This is a genomic window from Sorangiineae bacterium MSr11367 (assembly GCA_037157805.1).
GTDB lineage: Bacteria > Myxococcota_A > Polyangia > Polyangiales > Polyangiaceae > Pendulispora > Pendulispora rubella.
In genome coordinates, this window is record CP089983.1 from 1,343,811 (window position 1) to 1,359,713 (window position 15,903).

Here is a 15,903-nt window from a genome sequence, read left to right on the forward strand (position 1 = left end):
GCGGCCGGGCGTCGCGGTCATCCCTTCAATGGTTCGCCATCGAGGCAGCACGAGCGATTGTGCTCTACCCGATCTCGGAGCTCGGCGAAGAGGGGCTCGACGAGCTCCTTGGGCAGCGCGGTGCTGTGACCTGCGATGCGGTGCGTGAGCCTGGTCAATGCTGCCCGTATCCAGTCGGTCCCCGCGAGCCAGTGGCCTGGGGCATGGGCTCGATGGTGGCGCCAGGTCTGGATGCACGCGCTTGCGGCCAACAGCAGTGGGTAGCGTTCTGCGATTCCAAAAGCGGCCGCACTGGCCTCCACACTGCGGTCGGCTGGCCCCAGATGGCGGGCGGCTTCGGCCAATTGGCGTAGTTCACTGGCCAGATTGCGGATCATCGGGCCGACGGCTTCCTCGCCGTGACGCGAGTAGTCGTCTTCGGCGGCGGCGAGGAGCATCGAGCCCAACGCATCTTGGTCGAGCCCCGCGATGCGAAGTCGAGAGAAGTCGAGCGGCGGCAGCACTTCGCCATGGTCGAACAGTGCGGTGGGGGCCTCTGCGGCTTTCCAGCCGCGACACGCCATATCGAACAATTGCGGCAAGATGGTGAGCAGGCACGCCGTCGCCCCGGCGTGTCCAAGGCTGATCACGGGCACGTCGCGGTAGTGTTTGCCGAAGATGGCATGCGCGCCTTCGCGCAAATAGAAACGAGCGCCGAGAATGATCGACAGATCGTTCATGGCCTGTTCCATCATCAACGGTACGAGGTATTTCACCGACGCCGCCCACGCGCTGGCCTGTTCGGGAAACAAGTGCAGCCCACGCGTCACCGATCGCGCGAAGCAATCGGCTATCAGCAGATCCACGAATACCCGTGCCAGCGCGTTCCGCGCGTGGGGCAGCTCGCTCACCTGGGTCGAGTACAATCTGCGTTCGGCTGCGAATGTCGTGACCGTGCGCAGTCCCGTGTCCAAGATTCCCAGCGCCATGCCAGGTAGCACCGCCCGGGTGACCTGAAAGGATCGCAATGCCGTCTGTACGCCGGACCCTTCTCTGCCGAGCAGATTGTCACGAGGTACCGCGCAATCGGTGAACTCGATCCCGCCCAGCTTGCAGCCGCGCATCGCCGAGGTTCGATACCGGGGAAGCAGGCGAACCTGGTCTCGAGCGAGTTCGCGGGTGTCCACGAACAGCAGCGAATGGCTGCGTGCACCGGGGGCCTCGTTGGTGCGGGCGAAGAGAACGATCGCGGCTGCGCGCTCGCAGTTGTTGATGACCTGCTTGTGCCCGTCGAGTCGGAACATCGTCCCGTCGGGGCGTGCTCGAAGCTCATTGCTGAGGAAGTCGTTGCCGTGCTCGAGCTCGTGATAGCCAACGGCAATGCGCTGGCGGGCCAATAGCAACTTGGCTGCCTGCTGCTGCTGGCTGGCGGACCCCGATGCCCAGATGTTGACGGCCGCCATCAGCGACGTGACGCCGTATCCGAGGGCGAGTGCGGCGTCCCTGCGGAATACCGTGCGTATCCTTCGTGTCAGATCATCCAGGGCGTGCAACCGCCCGCCCAGTGCAACCGGCACGAATTCGGCATTGAAGTTCCATTCATCCAATGCCCGTTCGCCCGCCGCCAAAAGCTCGCCGCGCTCGTCCGCCGCCACGATCTGGGCAAACCCCAATGGGTTCTCGATATCGCGCGGGTCGCCGAACAGCTCTTCGAGCCTGCTTGTCTGGGATTGAACATTCATGAGAACTTCATTCCCTCGGCAAGTCGGCAGGGAAGCATCGACAGCATCTGACCGGACAGACTCTGACTCGTAAGTGCACTCAGCAAGATATCGTCGGTCGCGTCGTGAGGGGGAACGTGCACGCCCAGGGCCGTGAGGATTCGGCCGATGACGGACAAAAGCCACCCGCCCTGCTGCCAAAGGCCGGAATTCGCAGAGTCGTCGGCCATGTGCTCCCGGGAGCCTAGCCACAATCCGATGGCGGCTGCGCCCGCGACACACAACGACAACTGGTGAGCAAGATCGAAAGCCTCCGCGGGCACTGCGAGGGCCAAGGGGCGAAGGGTGGCCATCGTCATCAGGAGCTGCCGCGTATGCTCGCCCAATGCCCTGCACAGGACCGCCAGCGGCGCGAGCCCGTCGTCGGTGCGCAACGACTGTTCGAGCGCCTCCATCGAACCAGGAAGCGAATCCAGCAGACGACTGCCACGTACGGATAGCAGACTAAGTTGGCTTCTGTCGAAAGGAGGCAGTGGTGCGGTGAGGTCGAATAGGCCGTGGAGGTCCCCAGCGGGCGCATGCTGTTGGGCCGCGCGGGAGAGGGCAGGGAACTGGGTGATCAGCGAGTTCAAATTGACGAGCGTGTTGCCGTCGAACAATCCAACGACCCGATGATCACGTTGCACCTTCTGAAACATCCCCTCGGCGAAGACGTCGGCCAGCACCGAACGCGCTCCAATGAATCGAGCCAGCTCACCGATGGTCGTATCCGTGCGCGTGGGAACGAGGTATTTGGCCACCGCCGATAGGACGCTGAGTTCGGGGGTGAGCACATGGATGCTCCGCGCCGCCACGACCGCGAGTGCCTCGCAGAGGAGGTGATCCGCGTACGCGTTGGCGAGAATGCGCCGCGCCCTCGGGAGCTCGATGAGCCGCCGGCCATAAAGTCGCCGCTCGCTCGCGAATCGAGTCGCCAGCCGCAACGCATGATCGGACGCGCCCAGCGAAAGGCTGCAACAGAGAATGCGGGTAAGCTGTAGACTCTTGAGTACGACGTCGACGCCCTTGCCGGCATGACCAATGAGCGCATCGTCGTCGACGAAAGCCTCGTCGAAGACAATCCCGCTGATGTCGGCGCCCCGAATGCCGTGGGTCGGAACTTTGGGCAGGCATCGATAGCTGCCCTCGCGCAGCCGTCGCTTGTCGACCATCAGCACGTCGAAACCGCGCGAGCCACCGGCGGGTGTCGTTCGAACGAGCAGGCTGATGATGTCGCCGCGTGTGGCATTGTTGATCAGCCACTTTTCGCCTCGAACGACATACCCGCCCGGCTCCCGTGTGGCCGTCACCTCATTGGCGAGCAGATCGCTCCCATGATTCCGTTCGGTCAACCCCCAGGAAACGGGGGAGCGTTGCAAAACGCTCTCGGCCAATCGAGATGCTTGGGTGGGAGTTGCCGAGGTCCAAGCACATACTCCACCGAGAAACGTCTTGGCGTGTCCAATGGCGACGGTGAGATCTCGCCTGGAAATGGCCCGCAGGAGGTGCAACGGTTCTTGATAGTCCGCCAGCGCGCCGCCATGGATGCTCGGCACGTAGTAACGGTGCAGCCCCCAATCCTCCAAGCTCGAGCAAATCGCGTCCGGAAAATGTTCGGCCGCGTCGAGTTGGGCGATGGTTTTGAAGGAGAACGACGTATCGGGATCGGCCGGGTCCCCGAGGAACCTCTCCAGGTCTTCGACGAGTTCAAACGGTCGATAGCGCATCGAACATGGACCTTCCGCTGCTCATCCGAGCACGTTGATCCGCGTTTCACCCCAGCGCCAGACTTGGGCGCCGAAGCCCCAGCCCGTGGAGGCGCCCGCGATGACGATGGTCTTGCCGGGGCCTACGTGGCCTCGTTCAATCGCGTGGTGCAACGTGATCGGCATGGACGCGGAGACGAGCGAGCCGCGGGTTTCGAGGGTGGTGCAGTAGCGTTCCCGCGAGGCGCCCAGCGCGTTCGCCCAGCCGCGTATCAGAATGGGAGACGGCTGGTGAAAAACGAAATAGTCCACGTCGTCGGCGCGGAGGCGCGCACGCTCGAGCGCCTGTTTCACCATCTCCGGAACGAACACCGGGACGAACTTGCGCATGCCATCGGCCGCATCTTCGCGCAAATCGAAGTACGTGTGAAAATCATCGGGCACGACCTCGTCCTTGGCTTTGTAGCGAGGATTCCTCCAACGAAGGGTGGCGAGGTCGTAGTGTTCTGGCCTGCTCACGTACGAGGATGCAAGGAGCGATGCGCCGTCGGAATCCGCGGTCACCACGGCGGCCGCCGCGGCGTCGCCGAAGATGGTTGCGGATTTGTCCGTGTAATCGAGCAAGTCGGTAATATGCTCGACGCTGCACACCAGCACGCGCTTGCAGCGGCCCATGCGTATCAAATTCACTGCATTCTGCAGATGGATCAAGAACGAGAGGCACTCCTGCTCCACGTCCATCGCAAGCGCAGACCGCGCGCCCAGCTCTTCGCGAATCACCGGCGCGAGCCGGGGAAAGAATCGTTGCCCCGCGCGGGTCGAGACAACGAGGTTCGACGTGTTGGCCAAGACGAGATCGATGTCGGCGGCTTCGAGCTCCGCGATCCTCAAGGCTTCCCGGCACGCACGGACGGCAACGCGATCGTGGGTCTCGCCTGCGGCGGTGTCGAACATCCCACGGCGTTGAACGCCCCAGAATTGCCACCACTCGTGAGGAACGTTGGGGATTTGCGTGTACGGAGCCTCGGTGTTCGACACGCTGCGCGCCGGGAATACGCATGCGAGGCTGCGCACTGCCACCGGAACTCTTTCCCGAGGAGCGTCTGCGAGCATCATTCGTCGTCCAAGTCCGCGGAATCGGAAGGGCGCGCGGCATCCTCGGATGGGATGAGCGCCCGATAGGCGTCGCTCAGGGAGCCGAATAGACTTTTGACGGCCGCGTTCTGCCCGCGGCCCGATTCGGGGGGAGTGAGGATACCTTGCTGCCAACGTCGCAGCGTTTCGCCTCGCCGGATTTTGCCGGACGTCGTTTGCGGAATGCTGCCAGGGGCCAACGCGACGACGAGCGCAGGTTCGAGCCCCGTCGTCGAGAGGACCGCCTTCCAGCACTCCTCGGCGAGGTTCGCGGAGGCTTTTCGCTGCTCGACGAAGACCAGCAGACGCTCGCCGTGCTCGCCCACCTCGGCGGCGGCGGCGGCGAATCCCGTGCGGACAGCCGCAACTCGGTTTACCGCGTCCTCGATATCGTGCGGGAGGTGGTTTTCGCCGTTGATGATGATGATGTCTTTGGCCCGACCCGTAATATAAAGTTCACCGTCGAGTAGGACACCAAGGTCGCCGGTATCGAGCCAGCCGTTTTCGATGGGGGCGTCGTCGCGATCGAGGTAGCCCGCCATCACGGAGGGCGAACGAACCCAAATATTTCCCACTTCGCCCAATGCGCAGGGCACTCGGTCCTCGGTTCGACGGAGCTCGATCTCGACGGTGCGAATGGGTTTGCCCACGCTCACGAGTTCGACCCCAGGCCCCGGCACGGGGCGCCCTTCACTCAACGATTTGCGGTCGACGTGGGTGGTTCGGAATGGCCGTTCGTGAAAGGGAGTGAATGTGACCGCGAGCGTGGCTTCGGCGAGTCCGTAGACGGGGGCGAATGCCGTTTCGGCAAGTCCCCATCGCGCAAATCGCGTATTGAATCGGCGAGCGACTTCGGCGGAAATGGGCTCGGCCCCGCAGAGGGCCATGTTCCATCCGGAAAAATCGGCCCCTTCCAGGTCCTCGTCGCGGACCTTCGCCGTGCACTGCGCATAAGCGAAATTCGGAGCGACCGTCACGGTGGCGCGGTGGCGAGCCATCGCGCGCAGCCAAAGCGATGGCTTCGCGATGAAGATTTCAGGCGCCATGAGCACGAGCTTGATGCCGCGGCACATGGCGTTGAACACGCAACCAATGAGCCCCATGTCGTGATGAAGGGGAAGCCACGATACGTGTACGGCCTCGGCTTGCGGGTACATTCGCTCGGCCATCGCATCACAGTTCGCCAAAATCTGGCGATGCGTGACCGCAACGGGCTTCGGATGGACGGTCGTGCCCGACGAGAACTGCACGAGGGCCAAGTCATCGGGTGAAATCGCGCTCGGTTCCCGCGTCGGGCCGCGATCCAGATCCTCGACCAGGAGTGCGCCAAACCTCGGCTCGTACCGCGCGAGAACGGAGTCGAGCGAGCGCCGCACGCGGGCATCGGTCACCAGTGCCGCGGCGCGGGTGGCGCGCAGCATGGCGACGGTGCGCTCGCGATACTCTTCGAGGCGGCCCAATCGACGAGGGGCCGCCAAGACGAACGGGATGGCACCGATGCTGATGCAGCCCAAGAGCGCGAACACGAGTTCTGGGCTGGTCGGCAGCACGAATGCGACGCGATCGCCTGCGCCGATTCCCGCGGCGGCGAGCCCGCCCGCAGCACGCAATGCGCCCGCGCGAATTGCGTCCCAGCCAAACCATGTCTCGCCCTCGTCCCGATCCACGAAGTGGATGCCGTTCGACGCAGATGCACCCGCGGCCGACGTCAATCGGTCGATGAGGGTCGCCCCCGGCAAGGTCGGAGGAACCGGGGGCGTCACTTCGCCTCCCGAAGAATCGTCGCGACGATTTGGTCAACCGTATCGATTTCAGCCGCCTCCGTGGGCTGAAGGTAAATGGAAAAACGCTCCTCGACGGCGTCGATGAGTGTCAGCAGCTGCAGAGAGCTCAGATGCTCGGACAAGGCACCCGTGGGCAATGGGCCGTTCCACTGCAGCTTTTCCGTGAAGAGTTCGAGCAGTGTGCTTTGAATTTCAATTTCGGGCATGACGCATGGCTTCCGTGTAATTTCACCGAGCATTAAAATCTGTGAATGGCGGCCGACCAGGTCGAGCCCGCGCCATAGGCGAGCAACATGCAAAGGGTGCCGGGGCGCACGCGTCCTTCGTCGATGCTCATCCCGAGGACGACCGGCAGCGACGCCGACCCCATGTTGCCGAGGTGATCGGTCATCAGCAACTTGCCCTCGGGTATTTCGAGGATCTGGTTGACGCGTTCGAGAATTCGCGGGTTCGGCTGGTGCGGGATCACGATGTCGAGATCCGCGACCGAGAGGCGATTCCGGGCCAAGAGGTCACGCGCACACGTCACCATGGCTTCCACGGCGTGCTCGAACAGTTGGCGCCCCTGCATGCGAAACTGGTGCGCTCCACGGTCCACGAGTTCCGGCGCCAGGAACGTTTCGTGCGCAGTTCCCGGAGCCTCGGTCCAGAGATCCCGAAAGTGGCTTCCGTCCGCGCCCGTGACCTGATCGATCAACCCCACGCCAACGTCGTTGCTTGCCTGCAACACCGCTGCGCCCGCGCCGTCCGCCAAAAGGACCGCGAGGTTTCGCCCGTCGTTCGAGCAGTCCATGCGCTTGGAGAGCACTTCGCCGCTGATGACGAGCACATTTCGGCATTTGCGGGTCTGGATGTACTGGGCCCCGATTTCGATCCCGTACAGAAAGCCCGAGCATTGAGCGCGGATATCGAAACATGGAATGTGCCGCAATCCCAGCTTCGGTTGGATGAGATTTGCTTGAGAGGGATCATGATGATCGGGGCTCAACGTGCTCACGATCATCAGATCGATGTCGGCCGGGGAGAGGCGCGCGCGCTCGATGGCCCGTGCCCCAGCCTCCACCATCAGCTCGGAGGTCGGCACGGAAGCCGTGACGTGACGGCGCTCGCGGAGCCCCGTTCGGGCGACGATGAAATCGTCCGACGTGCTCATGACCGTGGCCAGGTAATCGTTGTCGATCACCTTGTTTGGAAGGGAAAAGCCGACGCTGGCGATTCGCGCCCGCGGCAGAAGCAGTGGACCGAAAGACGGGCTCTCCGATATGCTTACGCTTGCAGCCATTGGTAGCCATACCTCATTTGAAACGGGTTTAAGGTGAGACTGAGGAGGCGGCGCGTCCCATCACCACGGAGTGTCTCTGCAAAATAAGGCAGCCCGAACGGGCCCAAACGGGTATCGATCGCCGGGTCGAGGCCGATGGCGTCTTTCACCGAGCGTGCGTCGACGTCGCCGGGAAACCACGACTCGATCACCACATGGTCGGCCTTTTGGTCGGCGAGTGCGTTTCGCAAGAGGCTTATCGCCGCCTGGTTCAGTTTCTCGGAAACGCCATGCTGCAACGGAAAACGAAACTGGCCGCGCAGTTCACCCGAGGCGCATTCGGCCCACGGGAAAGCATCGACCTGCACCGGTGCAACGTTCGTATGCGACCATGCACCGAATGGTTCGCGTCCCGATTTTGCGCCATCCCAACGGAGCAACAAGCAACCGGCTCCGTCGGGGACACGGAAGCCGCTCTCTGGATCCTTGGCGAGACTCTTGCCGCCGCACTCGACCCGGACGAGAAGCACGTGCTTGTAATCCATCTCGTGACAGAATCCGCGGGCGATATCGATCGCGGCCGACCAATCATCGTCGTACAGATCGAAAACGAACGCGCGCTCCGCGCCGAGTTCTCGTTGCAGTGGGTGGCAGACGCGGGGACCCGCAACGTTCTTGCCGAGCGCCACTCGGTCCGGCGAGATCGACATGCTCAGAATCAAATCGAGGCTACGTGCTTCGACGGATGCCTGAGCAAGTACCTCCCGGGCCACCGGGAGAACGCGATCGATGGCGAGGGGATCGCGCCCTTGCTCGAACTGCGCGTCACCGGTGGATACGCTCGCGTTGGCACCGATGATGCGCAAGCTCGCCTCCCAGGGCATCAGGCCGATTCCGCTGGAGGCTGCGCAACCCAACGGAAGCCATCCGCCGAGATGGAGAGCGCATCGGGCCCTGCCGGGTACGGGCCCCTAGCTCCGAGGCCGGATGCAGACGTGACGTCCAGCCATGACGGGATTCCGAAGACCGCATCGAGGGGAATACGCTTGGTCTCGGTCGGTGGCGCGGAGGCCCCGGCAAGCGCCTGAACGTCGGGTCCGGTGCCAAACCCGGCAACGAGGCGCACGAAGGCCTGGCGGTCCTGTTCGAACTTCTCGTCCCCGAGCACCTCGTGCGCGGCGCGGAAGTAATCTTCCTGATCGTTGTTGGAGTCGTAGAAGAACTGGAGAAATCGGTAGAAAATCATGTATTCGGCCCGATAACGCCGTTCGTATTCCGTGAAGCAGGCGGTCTCGTCGACCTCCCCGAGAAGGGTCGTATGGATGGATCGCGCCGCGAGGAGCGCCGAATACGTCGAGAGATGAACGCCGGATGAAAAGAGTGGATCGACGAAACACGCGGTGTCGCCGACCAGGACCATCCCTGGTTTCCAAAACTTCGAATTGCAATAGGACCAGTCCTTGCGTACCCGGTATTGTCCGTACATTCCTTCCGTTACGCGCGGCACACCTTCGAGCATGCCTTTGATGAGGGGGCAGCCATCCAGGAGCTCGTTCATGGCCTGCTCATGCCCCTTCTTCAGGATGGGAGCATTTTGCTGTGGCATGACGACGCCCACGCTGGTGAGATCCGGCGCGAGCGGAATGTACCAAACCCAGCCCTTCTCCATGGATACGACGAGGATGTTGCCCTCATTCGGCGTGGGCATCCGCTTTCCACCGCGGAAGTAACCAAAGAGAGAGACGTTGCGGAAGAAGTCGGCCACGACGCGTTCACCGACGATTCGGTGAAAGGGGCTCGAGTGACCGCTGGCATCGGCGACGATGCGGGCTCGCGCTTCGCGCGTGCCGCCATCCGGTGTTCCATAGCGTACGCCGACGACGCGCCCGTCCTCCTGGAGGATGGCCGCGACGGGATGGCGTTCACGTACATCGACGCCCTTGCGTGCAGCGTTGCGCAAGAGAATCTCATCGAACTTGGCTCGCTCGACCTGGTATGCGTTGACGACCCCAGGCACCTCGCTCTGGGTAAAATCGAACGTCCACGTTTCTTTTCGACGGCCCCAGTACCAAGAGCCGCCGCGCTTGATGGGAAATCCGGCGTTGGCCAACTCGTCGGTGATTCCGAGAAGATGACCGATGGCCCCCGTCGTCGACGGCAAGAGGGATTCGCCGATTTGATAACGCGGAAAACTTTCTCGCTCGAGAAGAAGAATCTTGTGGCCCCGCATGGCGAGGATTGTGGCGAGCGTCGAACCGCCCGGGCCACCACCGATAACGATGGCGTCGAAATGCTCAACGCTCTCATTCGTCGAAACGTCCATTGAAGATCCTCATCGAGAGAAGAAGGCCGCGACCGCTGTCGCGTATCGTCCGAAAGCGCCAACCGATCAGCGCGAACCTTTAACTTTCTGAAAGCTGGATTCGTTCGGCCTGACCGAGTGCTGATTGGGTCGCGAGTATAGCGAAGTACATAGCGCTTCGTCCCCACGTTTCAAGCCCATATGAACAAGTAATTCCTCGACGAGGAATCGCGCTGTCGAAGTAACACTTTGCAATGCGATTTGACCAGAGTGACGCTGTATTTTGCCGTCTTCTCGTGCCAATCCGGATCCGATCGCGTCACGATAAGCAATTTGAGTTGTCGGGATGACACCCTGCATGCGAGCGGGCGGAAATTGGCGATATTGCAGCAGATACTCCGTACGTAATTGGGATTGAGATTACTTGGAGCAAATGGCGACACTCTCCGCTCGGAGAGCGGGCCTTCAGCCATACGTTCGTCACTTCGCGAGTTGTCTGTCCGCCATCGACGGCTTCTTGCATCGTCCCCATTGCGATGGGATCGACGAGTGCGGCACCTTGACCTAGAGTCGCGGTAGCATGTCTCTCGGTCGACCTCGTCGGCCTCTCTTCAAAAGGATTACGACGGTATGTGGTACACGGATGTAGGCTGCGTCGATGAAGACTTGATCGTGCTCGGGACCATCAAGAATCCGGTCTTCTTGACGGGGAGTGGCGACGATTGGGCGTTGATCGAGGGAGGGCTGACACGGCATGCACCGCTCGTTCTCCGTCAGCTCCAGGACGTGCTCGGGGATACCCGCCGCATCCGCCGATGGCTGGTGACCCACTCTCACTATGATCACTGCGGGCTTCTCGGTCAGCTCTATCCATACATGCCTTGGGTCACCGTCTACGCCTCGCCCGAAACGGCCAAGGCCTTTCAGAGCGAGCGGGCACGGGCGGTGGTCCAGAAGATAAACGATGCGACCAAGTTGCTCGCGTCGCCCGGCGAGGAACTCCCGGCGCTACCGAATCCGGCGCTTCCGCCAGCCGTGTTGTCCGAAATACCGATCACCACCGTGGTCGACGGCGATCGGGTCGAGCTCGATGGTCGACGGTCGATGCTCGTGCGGAAAACGCCAGGCCACAGCCGCTGCCAGATTGCCTATTTCGACGAGAGCCGCGGGCGGGCTTTCGTATCGGACGCACTGGGAGAGTTGGTCGAGGAAGGCTATTATTGTCCGCTGTCGTTCGACGATCTCGCGGCGTATCGCACGTCCATCGAGAGCATCGCGAAGCTCGGGGCCGAGGAGGTCGTGCTCGGGCACCACGGAAGGCTCACCGGTGAGCAAGCAGCGCGGGCGGCGGCGGAGGCCAGGGACGGGCTCGAGCGGTTTGCCGACGACGCGCGAAAGCTTTTGCCAAAAGCGGGCGGCGCCAAAAGGACGGTGGCCGAGCAGCTCTCCCAGCGCCTGCACGCGCCGAGCGTTACGTTCGTGCCGCAGGACCTGCACGTTCAGAGCATGCTCCGCATACTCGATCTTCTCGAGAGCGAGCACACTCTCACTTGATTTAAAATTGGATATCGACGACGCCGAGCGTTCCGTAGATGTACGGCGTTGGAACGATTTGCGGCTCCGATGGATCCCGACAAAGGGTCAGGTGATTCACCTCCCACGCGAATGCGACGTGCTTCGTGATGAGCACGGCAATGCCTCCGCCGAACTGCAACGCAAGCTCACGGCGGCGGGTCGAGAACGGGAACATATCGGGATCGTAGCGCCACTCACCGATACCGAAGTGCAGGAACGCCGCCACTGGGCCGTCGCCGGTGTGCACGCGCCCGAGAAGGGCGCGGGTCGACTTCGTCAAACGGACTTTGTCGGTCGCAACGGCCAGCTCTCCGATGAGAGGGAATCCACCGTTCCAATCGCGTGCCACGAGGGCCCAACCCAAGGGAGGTTTGGTGTGGGCATTGGGCGTCCCCTTGCCATGGTCGCGCGTTGCCTCATATGCGAATTGAACTCCGCGTTCGACGAAGCGTCCGAGATCGAACCCACGGCCGAAGGCGGTCGGATCCGAATGGGCCGTACTCGTGACCGTGAGCACCGCGAACATGGCCGCTGTGGTGCACACGATGGGACCTCTCCGCAGTCTCCGCCGCGGGAGACGCGATGCAATAGCTCGAAACATCCTCGCCGATGGAAATTAGCAAGGCATATGCCCCATCGTCGGCGGTGGTCAGCCTGCGATAGGTCTTATTTTCCCGGCGCCCGAAACGATTCGGCTGCACGGTTCCACACTTGGAACAGGACATTCTCTGCGCAATGTGCGCAGTCGGAGCATTTCGACGCTGCTCGGAGATTCGAGCGAAATGGCAAAGAAGCTCGAGCGAGAATTCTCGCAACGAAGACAATGCGGGTCACTCACCTCATGGACAGATGCTTGCTCATATAGGACGCCGTGCGGCTCCATTCCTCACGAAGGCGCGTTTCGAAACTGGATTCCAACAAGATGTCGACGATGGGGACCGTCGCCTTTACCTTGAGGTCTCCGATTCGGCGGATGCTCGTTGAATTGATTGGCTCTAGACGCATCGTGCCATCCAGGTGGATCTTGTCGGCGAGGGTGCTGGGGGTCGCGCGCCATCGCCAAATGTCGCTTCCCCTCGCGAGCTCGCCCTGCTCCGAAAGCGTGAATCCGCCCCTCATGGGTCCTGGAAGACTCCAGTTGGGCGCAAGGTCCACCGTTCGCTCGGTCTCGCTCTGTTCACGGATCTCATAGGCTCGGTAACCGAGCCCTTCGCGGTACATCTTCTCGGTGAACGCCTTGTTCCAGAAGAGCTTCCAGAATTGTTCCTTGTTGCACCTTATCTCGTGAGTGATGACGAACGTGGCCATGTTTCCCCTCCATGGAGATCTCTTCTCGGTGGTATTGGCGTTCGTCAATGAGCGGCCAGAACATCGAGGATGTCTCAGGCGAGAATTGCGTCCAACGTCGTATTTTTTACAGAAGTACGTCTGCCCGTGGCGGCCCGCGGAATAGCATCTTGCGCCAATGGCAAAGAACGAAGGAAGCGACCCCACCGAGCGCACTCAGCCTCGAGTAGCCCAAGCGCGCCGGGCTACACGCGGCGCCAGGTAGGTGCCATGGATGACGTCCGCCAGCGCCTTGCTCGAGACTTCGTTCCATCCCACCGATAGACTTCCCCGGTGGAGAAGGCACGGGAACCAACCGGAGGGGGAGGCTATGCCTTCGGCGACTTTCGCTTTGCGCCCGAGGCGCGCCACCTGTCGTTGAGCGGCGCGACGCTGCGTCTCGGGGCGCGAGCGCTGGACATGCTTCGCATTTTGGTGGCGCGCGCGGGGACCGTGGTCACGGCCGACGAACTGCTGACGCTGGTCTGGCCCGACGTGACCGTCGAGGAGACGAATCTGCGCGTTCAGATAGGTGCCCTTCGCAAGGTGCTTGCCCGTGGAGAGCAAGGCCGGGGGGCCATCGAAACGGTGCCGCGCGGCTACCGGTTCACGCTGCCCGTGTCGCGCTGGGAGGACGAGGCGAGTGAGCCGGTGTTGCCCGCCGAGCCCACGCGGGACAACCTGCCCGCGTTGCTCGCCACCACGGTCGGTCGCGCGGAAACGATTGCTCACCTCGGGGGTTTGTTGGCAGAGCAACGACTGGTCACCATCGCCGGACCTGGCGGGGTGGGCAAGACCACCGTGGCCGTCGAGGTGGCGCGACAATGCTTGCCGCGCTTTGCCGATGGCATCTGCTTCGTGGACTTCTCGTCCATTTCCGACCCAGGCCTCGTCCCGAGCGCGCTGGCCTCGGCGTTCGGGGTCGGGGTGCTTTCGAACGATCCCCTGGGCGGTCTGATTTCCTATTTGCGCAAAAAGCAGATGCTGCTTCTGCTCGACACATGCGAGCACGTGGTCGACGCGGTCGCGAGTTTGGTCGAATCGCTGCTCTCGCGACTTAGCCGCCTTCGCATCCTTGCGACCAGCCGCGAAGTTTTGCGTGCGACGGGAGAATGGGCGTATCGCCTCCCGTCCTTGTCGCATCCCACGCATACGGACGGGCTGACCGCTGCCGATGCGCTCTCGTTCCCCGCCGTGGACTTCTTCGTTCGATGTGTCCGGGCAACCTCCGATCGATTCGAGTTGGGGGATGCCGACGCCGACGTCGTCGCGGCGATCTGCCACCGCCTCGACGGCATGCCGCTGGCCATCGAATTTGCGGCCGCGCGGGTGGGTGACCTTGGCCTTCGCGAGATTTCCGCCCGGCTCGACGATCGCTTCAACGCACTCACGAAAGGCCGCCGAACGGCGTTGCCGCGGCATCAGACGCTGGCGGCCACCTTGGAGTGGAGCTACCAGCTCCTGCGGCCCGAGGAGCAGGCCATGCTGCGGCAGCTCTCGGTTTTCCGCGGCAGGTTCACCGCGGATGCGGCTCTTGCCGTTGCCGGTACACGATGGGCGCGCCCGACGGCATTGACGTACCTGTCGAACATTTTTGCCAAATCCTTGGTCACGGTCGACATCGGTGGGGAAGCGCCGCTCTACCGCTTGTTGGATACGACCCGCGCCTTTGCGGCCGAACGGCTGACCACGGAGGAGTCGCACGAGGCCTCGCTCCGTCACGCGATGCATATGCTTGCCTCGCTCAAGGCGCTGGAGATCGATTACGAGTCCGGGGACAATCGAGATTGGACCGAGCACCATCGCCAATTGATTGACGATTTGCGCGGTGCGTTCGATTGGGCCCTGTCCGGCGGCGGGGATCGCGATTTGGGCCTGCAACTCATCGGCAATGCCCACCAGATCTGTTATGCGCTATCTCTTTTCGACGAATATGCACGAAGGTTGAAAGGCGTGCTCGAAGTCACGCCCGAAACGTCCGCCGCGGATCCGATCGCGTTGGGACGAGTTTGGCAAATGTATGGACATGCGATGTGGCAGACGGCCGAGCCTATCCAAATCGTGATTGGTGCGTTTCGAACGGCCCTTGAATTGGCTCGACATGCAGAATCCGTCGACCAGCAACGACACGCGCTCTTTAGCCTGCATCTTGCCTTTGCTCAAAATGGCGATTATGCCGAATGCTTGTCCGTCGCGAACGAATACGCGTCCATCGCAAAGACGTTTTCCTCGTTCGGGATCGCGCTCCGGTACCAGAGGATGATGGCCGTAGGGCTTCAGGCGATAGGAGATCCCGCGGGAGCGCGAGCCTTCGTGGAGCGAGTTCTGGCCGACGAGGTGGAGCCCGCGGACTCGGGGCGCCCGCGCGGCATTCGGGTCAGCTCGGGCGTTGCCATCCGGCCAACACTTGCCCGCATTCTCTGGCTGCAAGGTTATCCAGAGCAGGCCTGGGAATGCGCCTGCAATGGCCTCGAGCGTGCGCGCGCCATCGACCAGGCCATCCAGCTGGTTCAGGCGATCGCCTTCGGCCTGGTTCCCATCGCGTGTTGGATGGGCAAGATCGAGGCGGCCAAAGAGTTTGCGGATCTACTTCTTGTTTCCTCGTTGGAGCATTCTCTGGTCCTCAACCATCGCTTTGGGCAAGCCTACCAGGCCGTCTTGGACGGTACGTTCGATGCGGGTCGGGAACCTCCGGGCGGCCCCTACCTCGCGGATCTGCTTGCAACGATGGATGAAAAGGCGGCCACGGAAGCGGCCCTCGCGCGCGACGGTGACGAACGATGGTGTACGGCCGAAATGCTTCGGATTCGCGCCGCGCGACTCCTCGCCCAGAGCGATGGTCAGTGCGATGCGGAGGCCGAGGCGCTGCTTCGACGATCGCTGGATGTCGCGCGTCGCCAAAAGACGTTGGCGTGGGAGCTGCGGACGGCCACGACCCTCGCGGAGCATTGGCAACGTCGAGGCCGAAACGCCGAAGCGTTGGCGGTGCTCTCCCCGGTGTACGAGCGCTTCACCGAGGGCTTCGACACGCGGGACGTGCTCCGCGCCGCGGCAATCCTGGGGTTCAAGTGAGGCG

The 15,903-nt window shown here is 62.5% G+C and carries 12 protein-coding genes; 2 read left to right on the top strand and 10 right to left on the bottom strand.

Annotation, left to right across the window (positions count from 1 at the left end; genetic code table 11):
* Positions 1-17: 17 nt before the first annotated feature.
* Genes LVJ94_05725 through LVJ94_05760 form a run of 8 tightly spaced genes read right to left on the bottom strand, consistent with a single transcriptional unit; the run spans position 18 to position 9,854 of the window.
* Positions 18-1,721 carry an acyl-CoA dehydrogenase gene (locus LVJ94_05725; protein WXB06732.1) on the bottom strand — a complete coding sequence of 568 codons (1,704 nt, stop codon included), beginning with the start codon at positions 1,719-1,721 and terminating at the stop codon, positions 18-20.
* On the bottom strand, positions 1,718-3,466 hold the full coding sequence (locus tag LVJ94_05730; protein ID WXB06733.1) for an acyl-CoA dehydrogenase: 1,749 nt from the start codon (positions 3,464-3,466) through the stop codon (positions 1,718-1,720). The genes LVJ94_05725 and LVJ94_05730 overlap by 4 nt, the downstream gene beginning before the upstream one ends.
* A 21-nt stretch (positions 3,467-3,487) precedes the next feature.
* Entirely contained in the window at positions 3,488-4,525 is a 1,038-nt protein-coding gene (locus tag LVJ94_05735; protein WXB06734.1) for a 3-oxoacyl-ACP synthase III family protein, read from the bottom strand.
* 32 nt (positions 4,526-4,557) lie between these two features.
* Positions 4,558-6,342 carry an AMP-binding protein gene (locus LVJ94_05740; GenBank protein WXB06735.1) on the bottom strand — a complete coding sequence of 595 codons (1,785 nt, stop codon included), beginning with the start codon at positions 6,340-6,342 and terminating at the stop codon, positions 4,558-4,560.
* Positions 6,339-6,569 (bottom strand): acyl carrier protein, encoded by a 231-nt coding sequence (locus LVJ94_05745; protein WXB06736.1) that lies wholly within the window; start codon positions 6,567-6,569, stop codon positions 6,339-6,341. Before LVJ94_05745 ends, LVJ94_05740 begins: the two co-directional genes overlap by 4 nt.
* 32 nt (positions 6,570-6,601) lie before the next feature.
* The gene (locus LVJ94_05750; GenBank protein WXB06737.1) at positions 6,602-7,645 is read right to left on the bottom strand and encodes a beta-ketoacyl-ACP synthase 3; all 1,044 of its coding nucleotides are present in this window, start codon (positions 7,643-7,645) and stop codon (positions 6,602-6,604) included.
* Entirely contained in the window at positions 7,630-8,508 is an 879-nt protein-coding gene (locus LVJ94_05755; GenBank protein ID WXB06738.1) for a hypothetical protein, read from the bottom strand. Before LVJ94_05755 ends, LVJ94_05750 begins: the two co-directional genes overlap by 16 nt.
* Positions 8,508-9,854, bottom strand: a complete 1,347-nt coding sequence (locus LVJ94_05760) for a tryptophan 7-halogenase (protein ID WXB06739.1) — start codon at positions 9,852-9,854, stop codon at positions 8,508-8,510. Before LVJ94_05760 ends, LVJ94_05755 begins: the two co-directional genes overlap by 1 nt.
* Before the next feature lie 702 nt (positions 9,855-10,556).
* On the opposite strand from LVJ94_05760, the gene LVJ94_05765 reads away from it, so the two are divergent.
* Complete coding sequence (locus LVJ94_05765; protein WXB06740.1) at positions 10,557-11,480, top strand: MBL fold metallo-hydrolase; 924 nt, start codon at positions 10,557-10,559, stop codon at positions 11,478-11,480.
* Position 11,481: 1 nt separating this feature from the next.
* On the opposite strand, the gene LVJ94_05770 is transcribed toward LVJ94_05765, so the two are convergent.
* Both LVJ94_05770 and LVJ94_05775 read right to left on the bottom strand, forming a co-directional pair.
* Positions 11,482-12,045, bottom strand: a complete 564-nt coding sequence (locus LVJ94_05770) for a hypothetical protein (GenBank protein ID WXB06741.1) — start codon at positions 12,043-12,045, stop codon at positions 11,482-11,484.
* A 290-nt stretch (positions 12,046-12,335) separates the two neighbouring features.
* Entirely contained in the window at positions 12,336-12,809 is a 474-nt protein-coding gene (locus LVJ94_05775; protein WXB06742.1) for a DUF2505 domain-containing protein, read from the bottom strand.
* 312 nt (positions 12,810-13,121) lie between these two features.
* Here LVJ94_05775 and LVJ94_05780 point away from each other — a divergent pair, with 312 nt between their 5' ends.
* Complete coding sequence (locus tag LVJ94_05780) at positions 13,122-15,899, top strand: winged helix-turn-helix domain-containing protein (protein WXB06743.1); 2,778 nt, start codon at positions 13,122-13,124, stop codon at positions 15,897-15,899.
* Positions 15,900-15,903 lie beyond the last annotated feature (4 nt).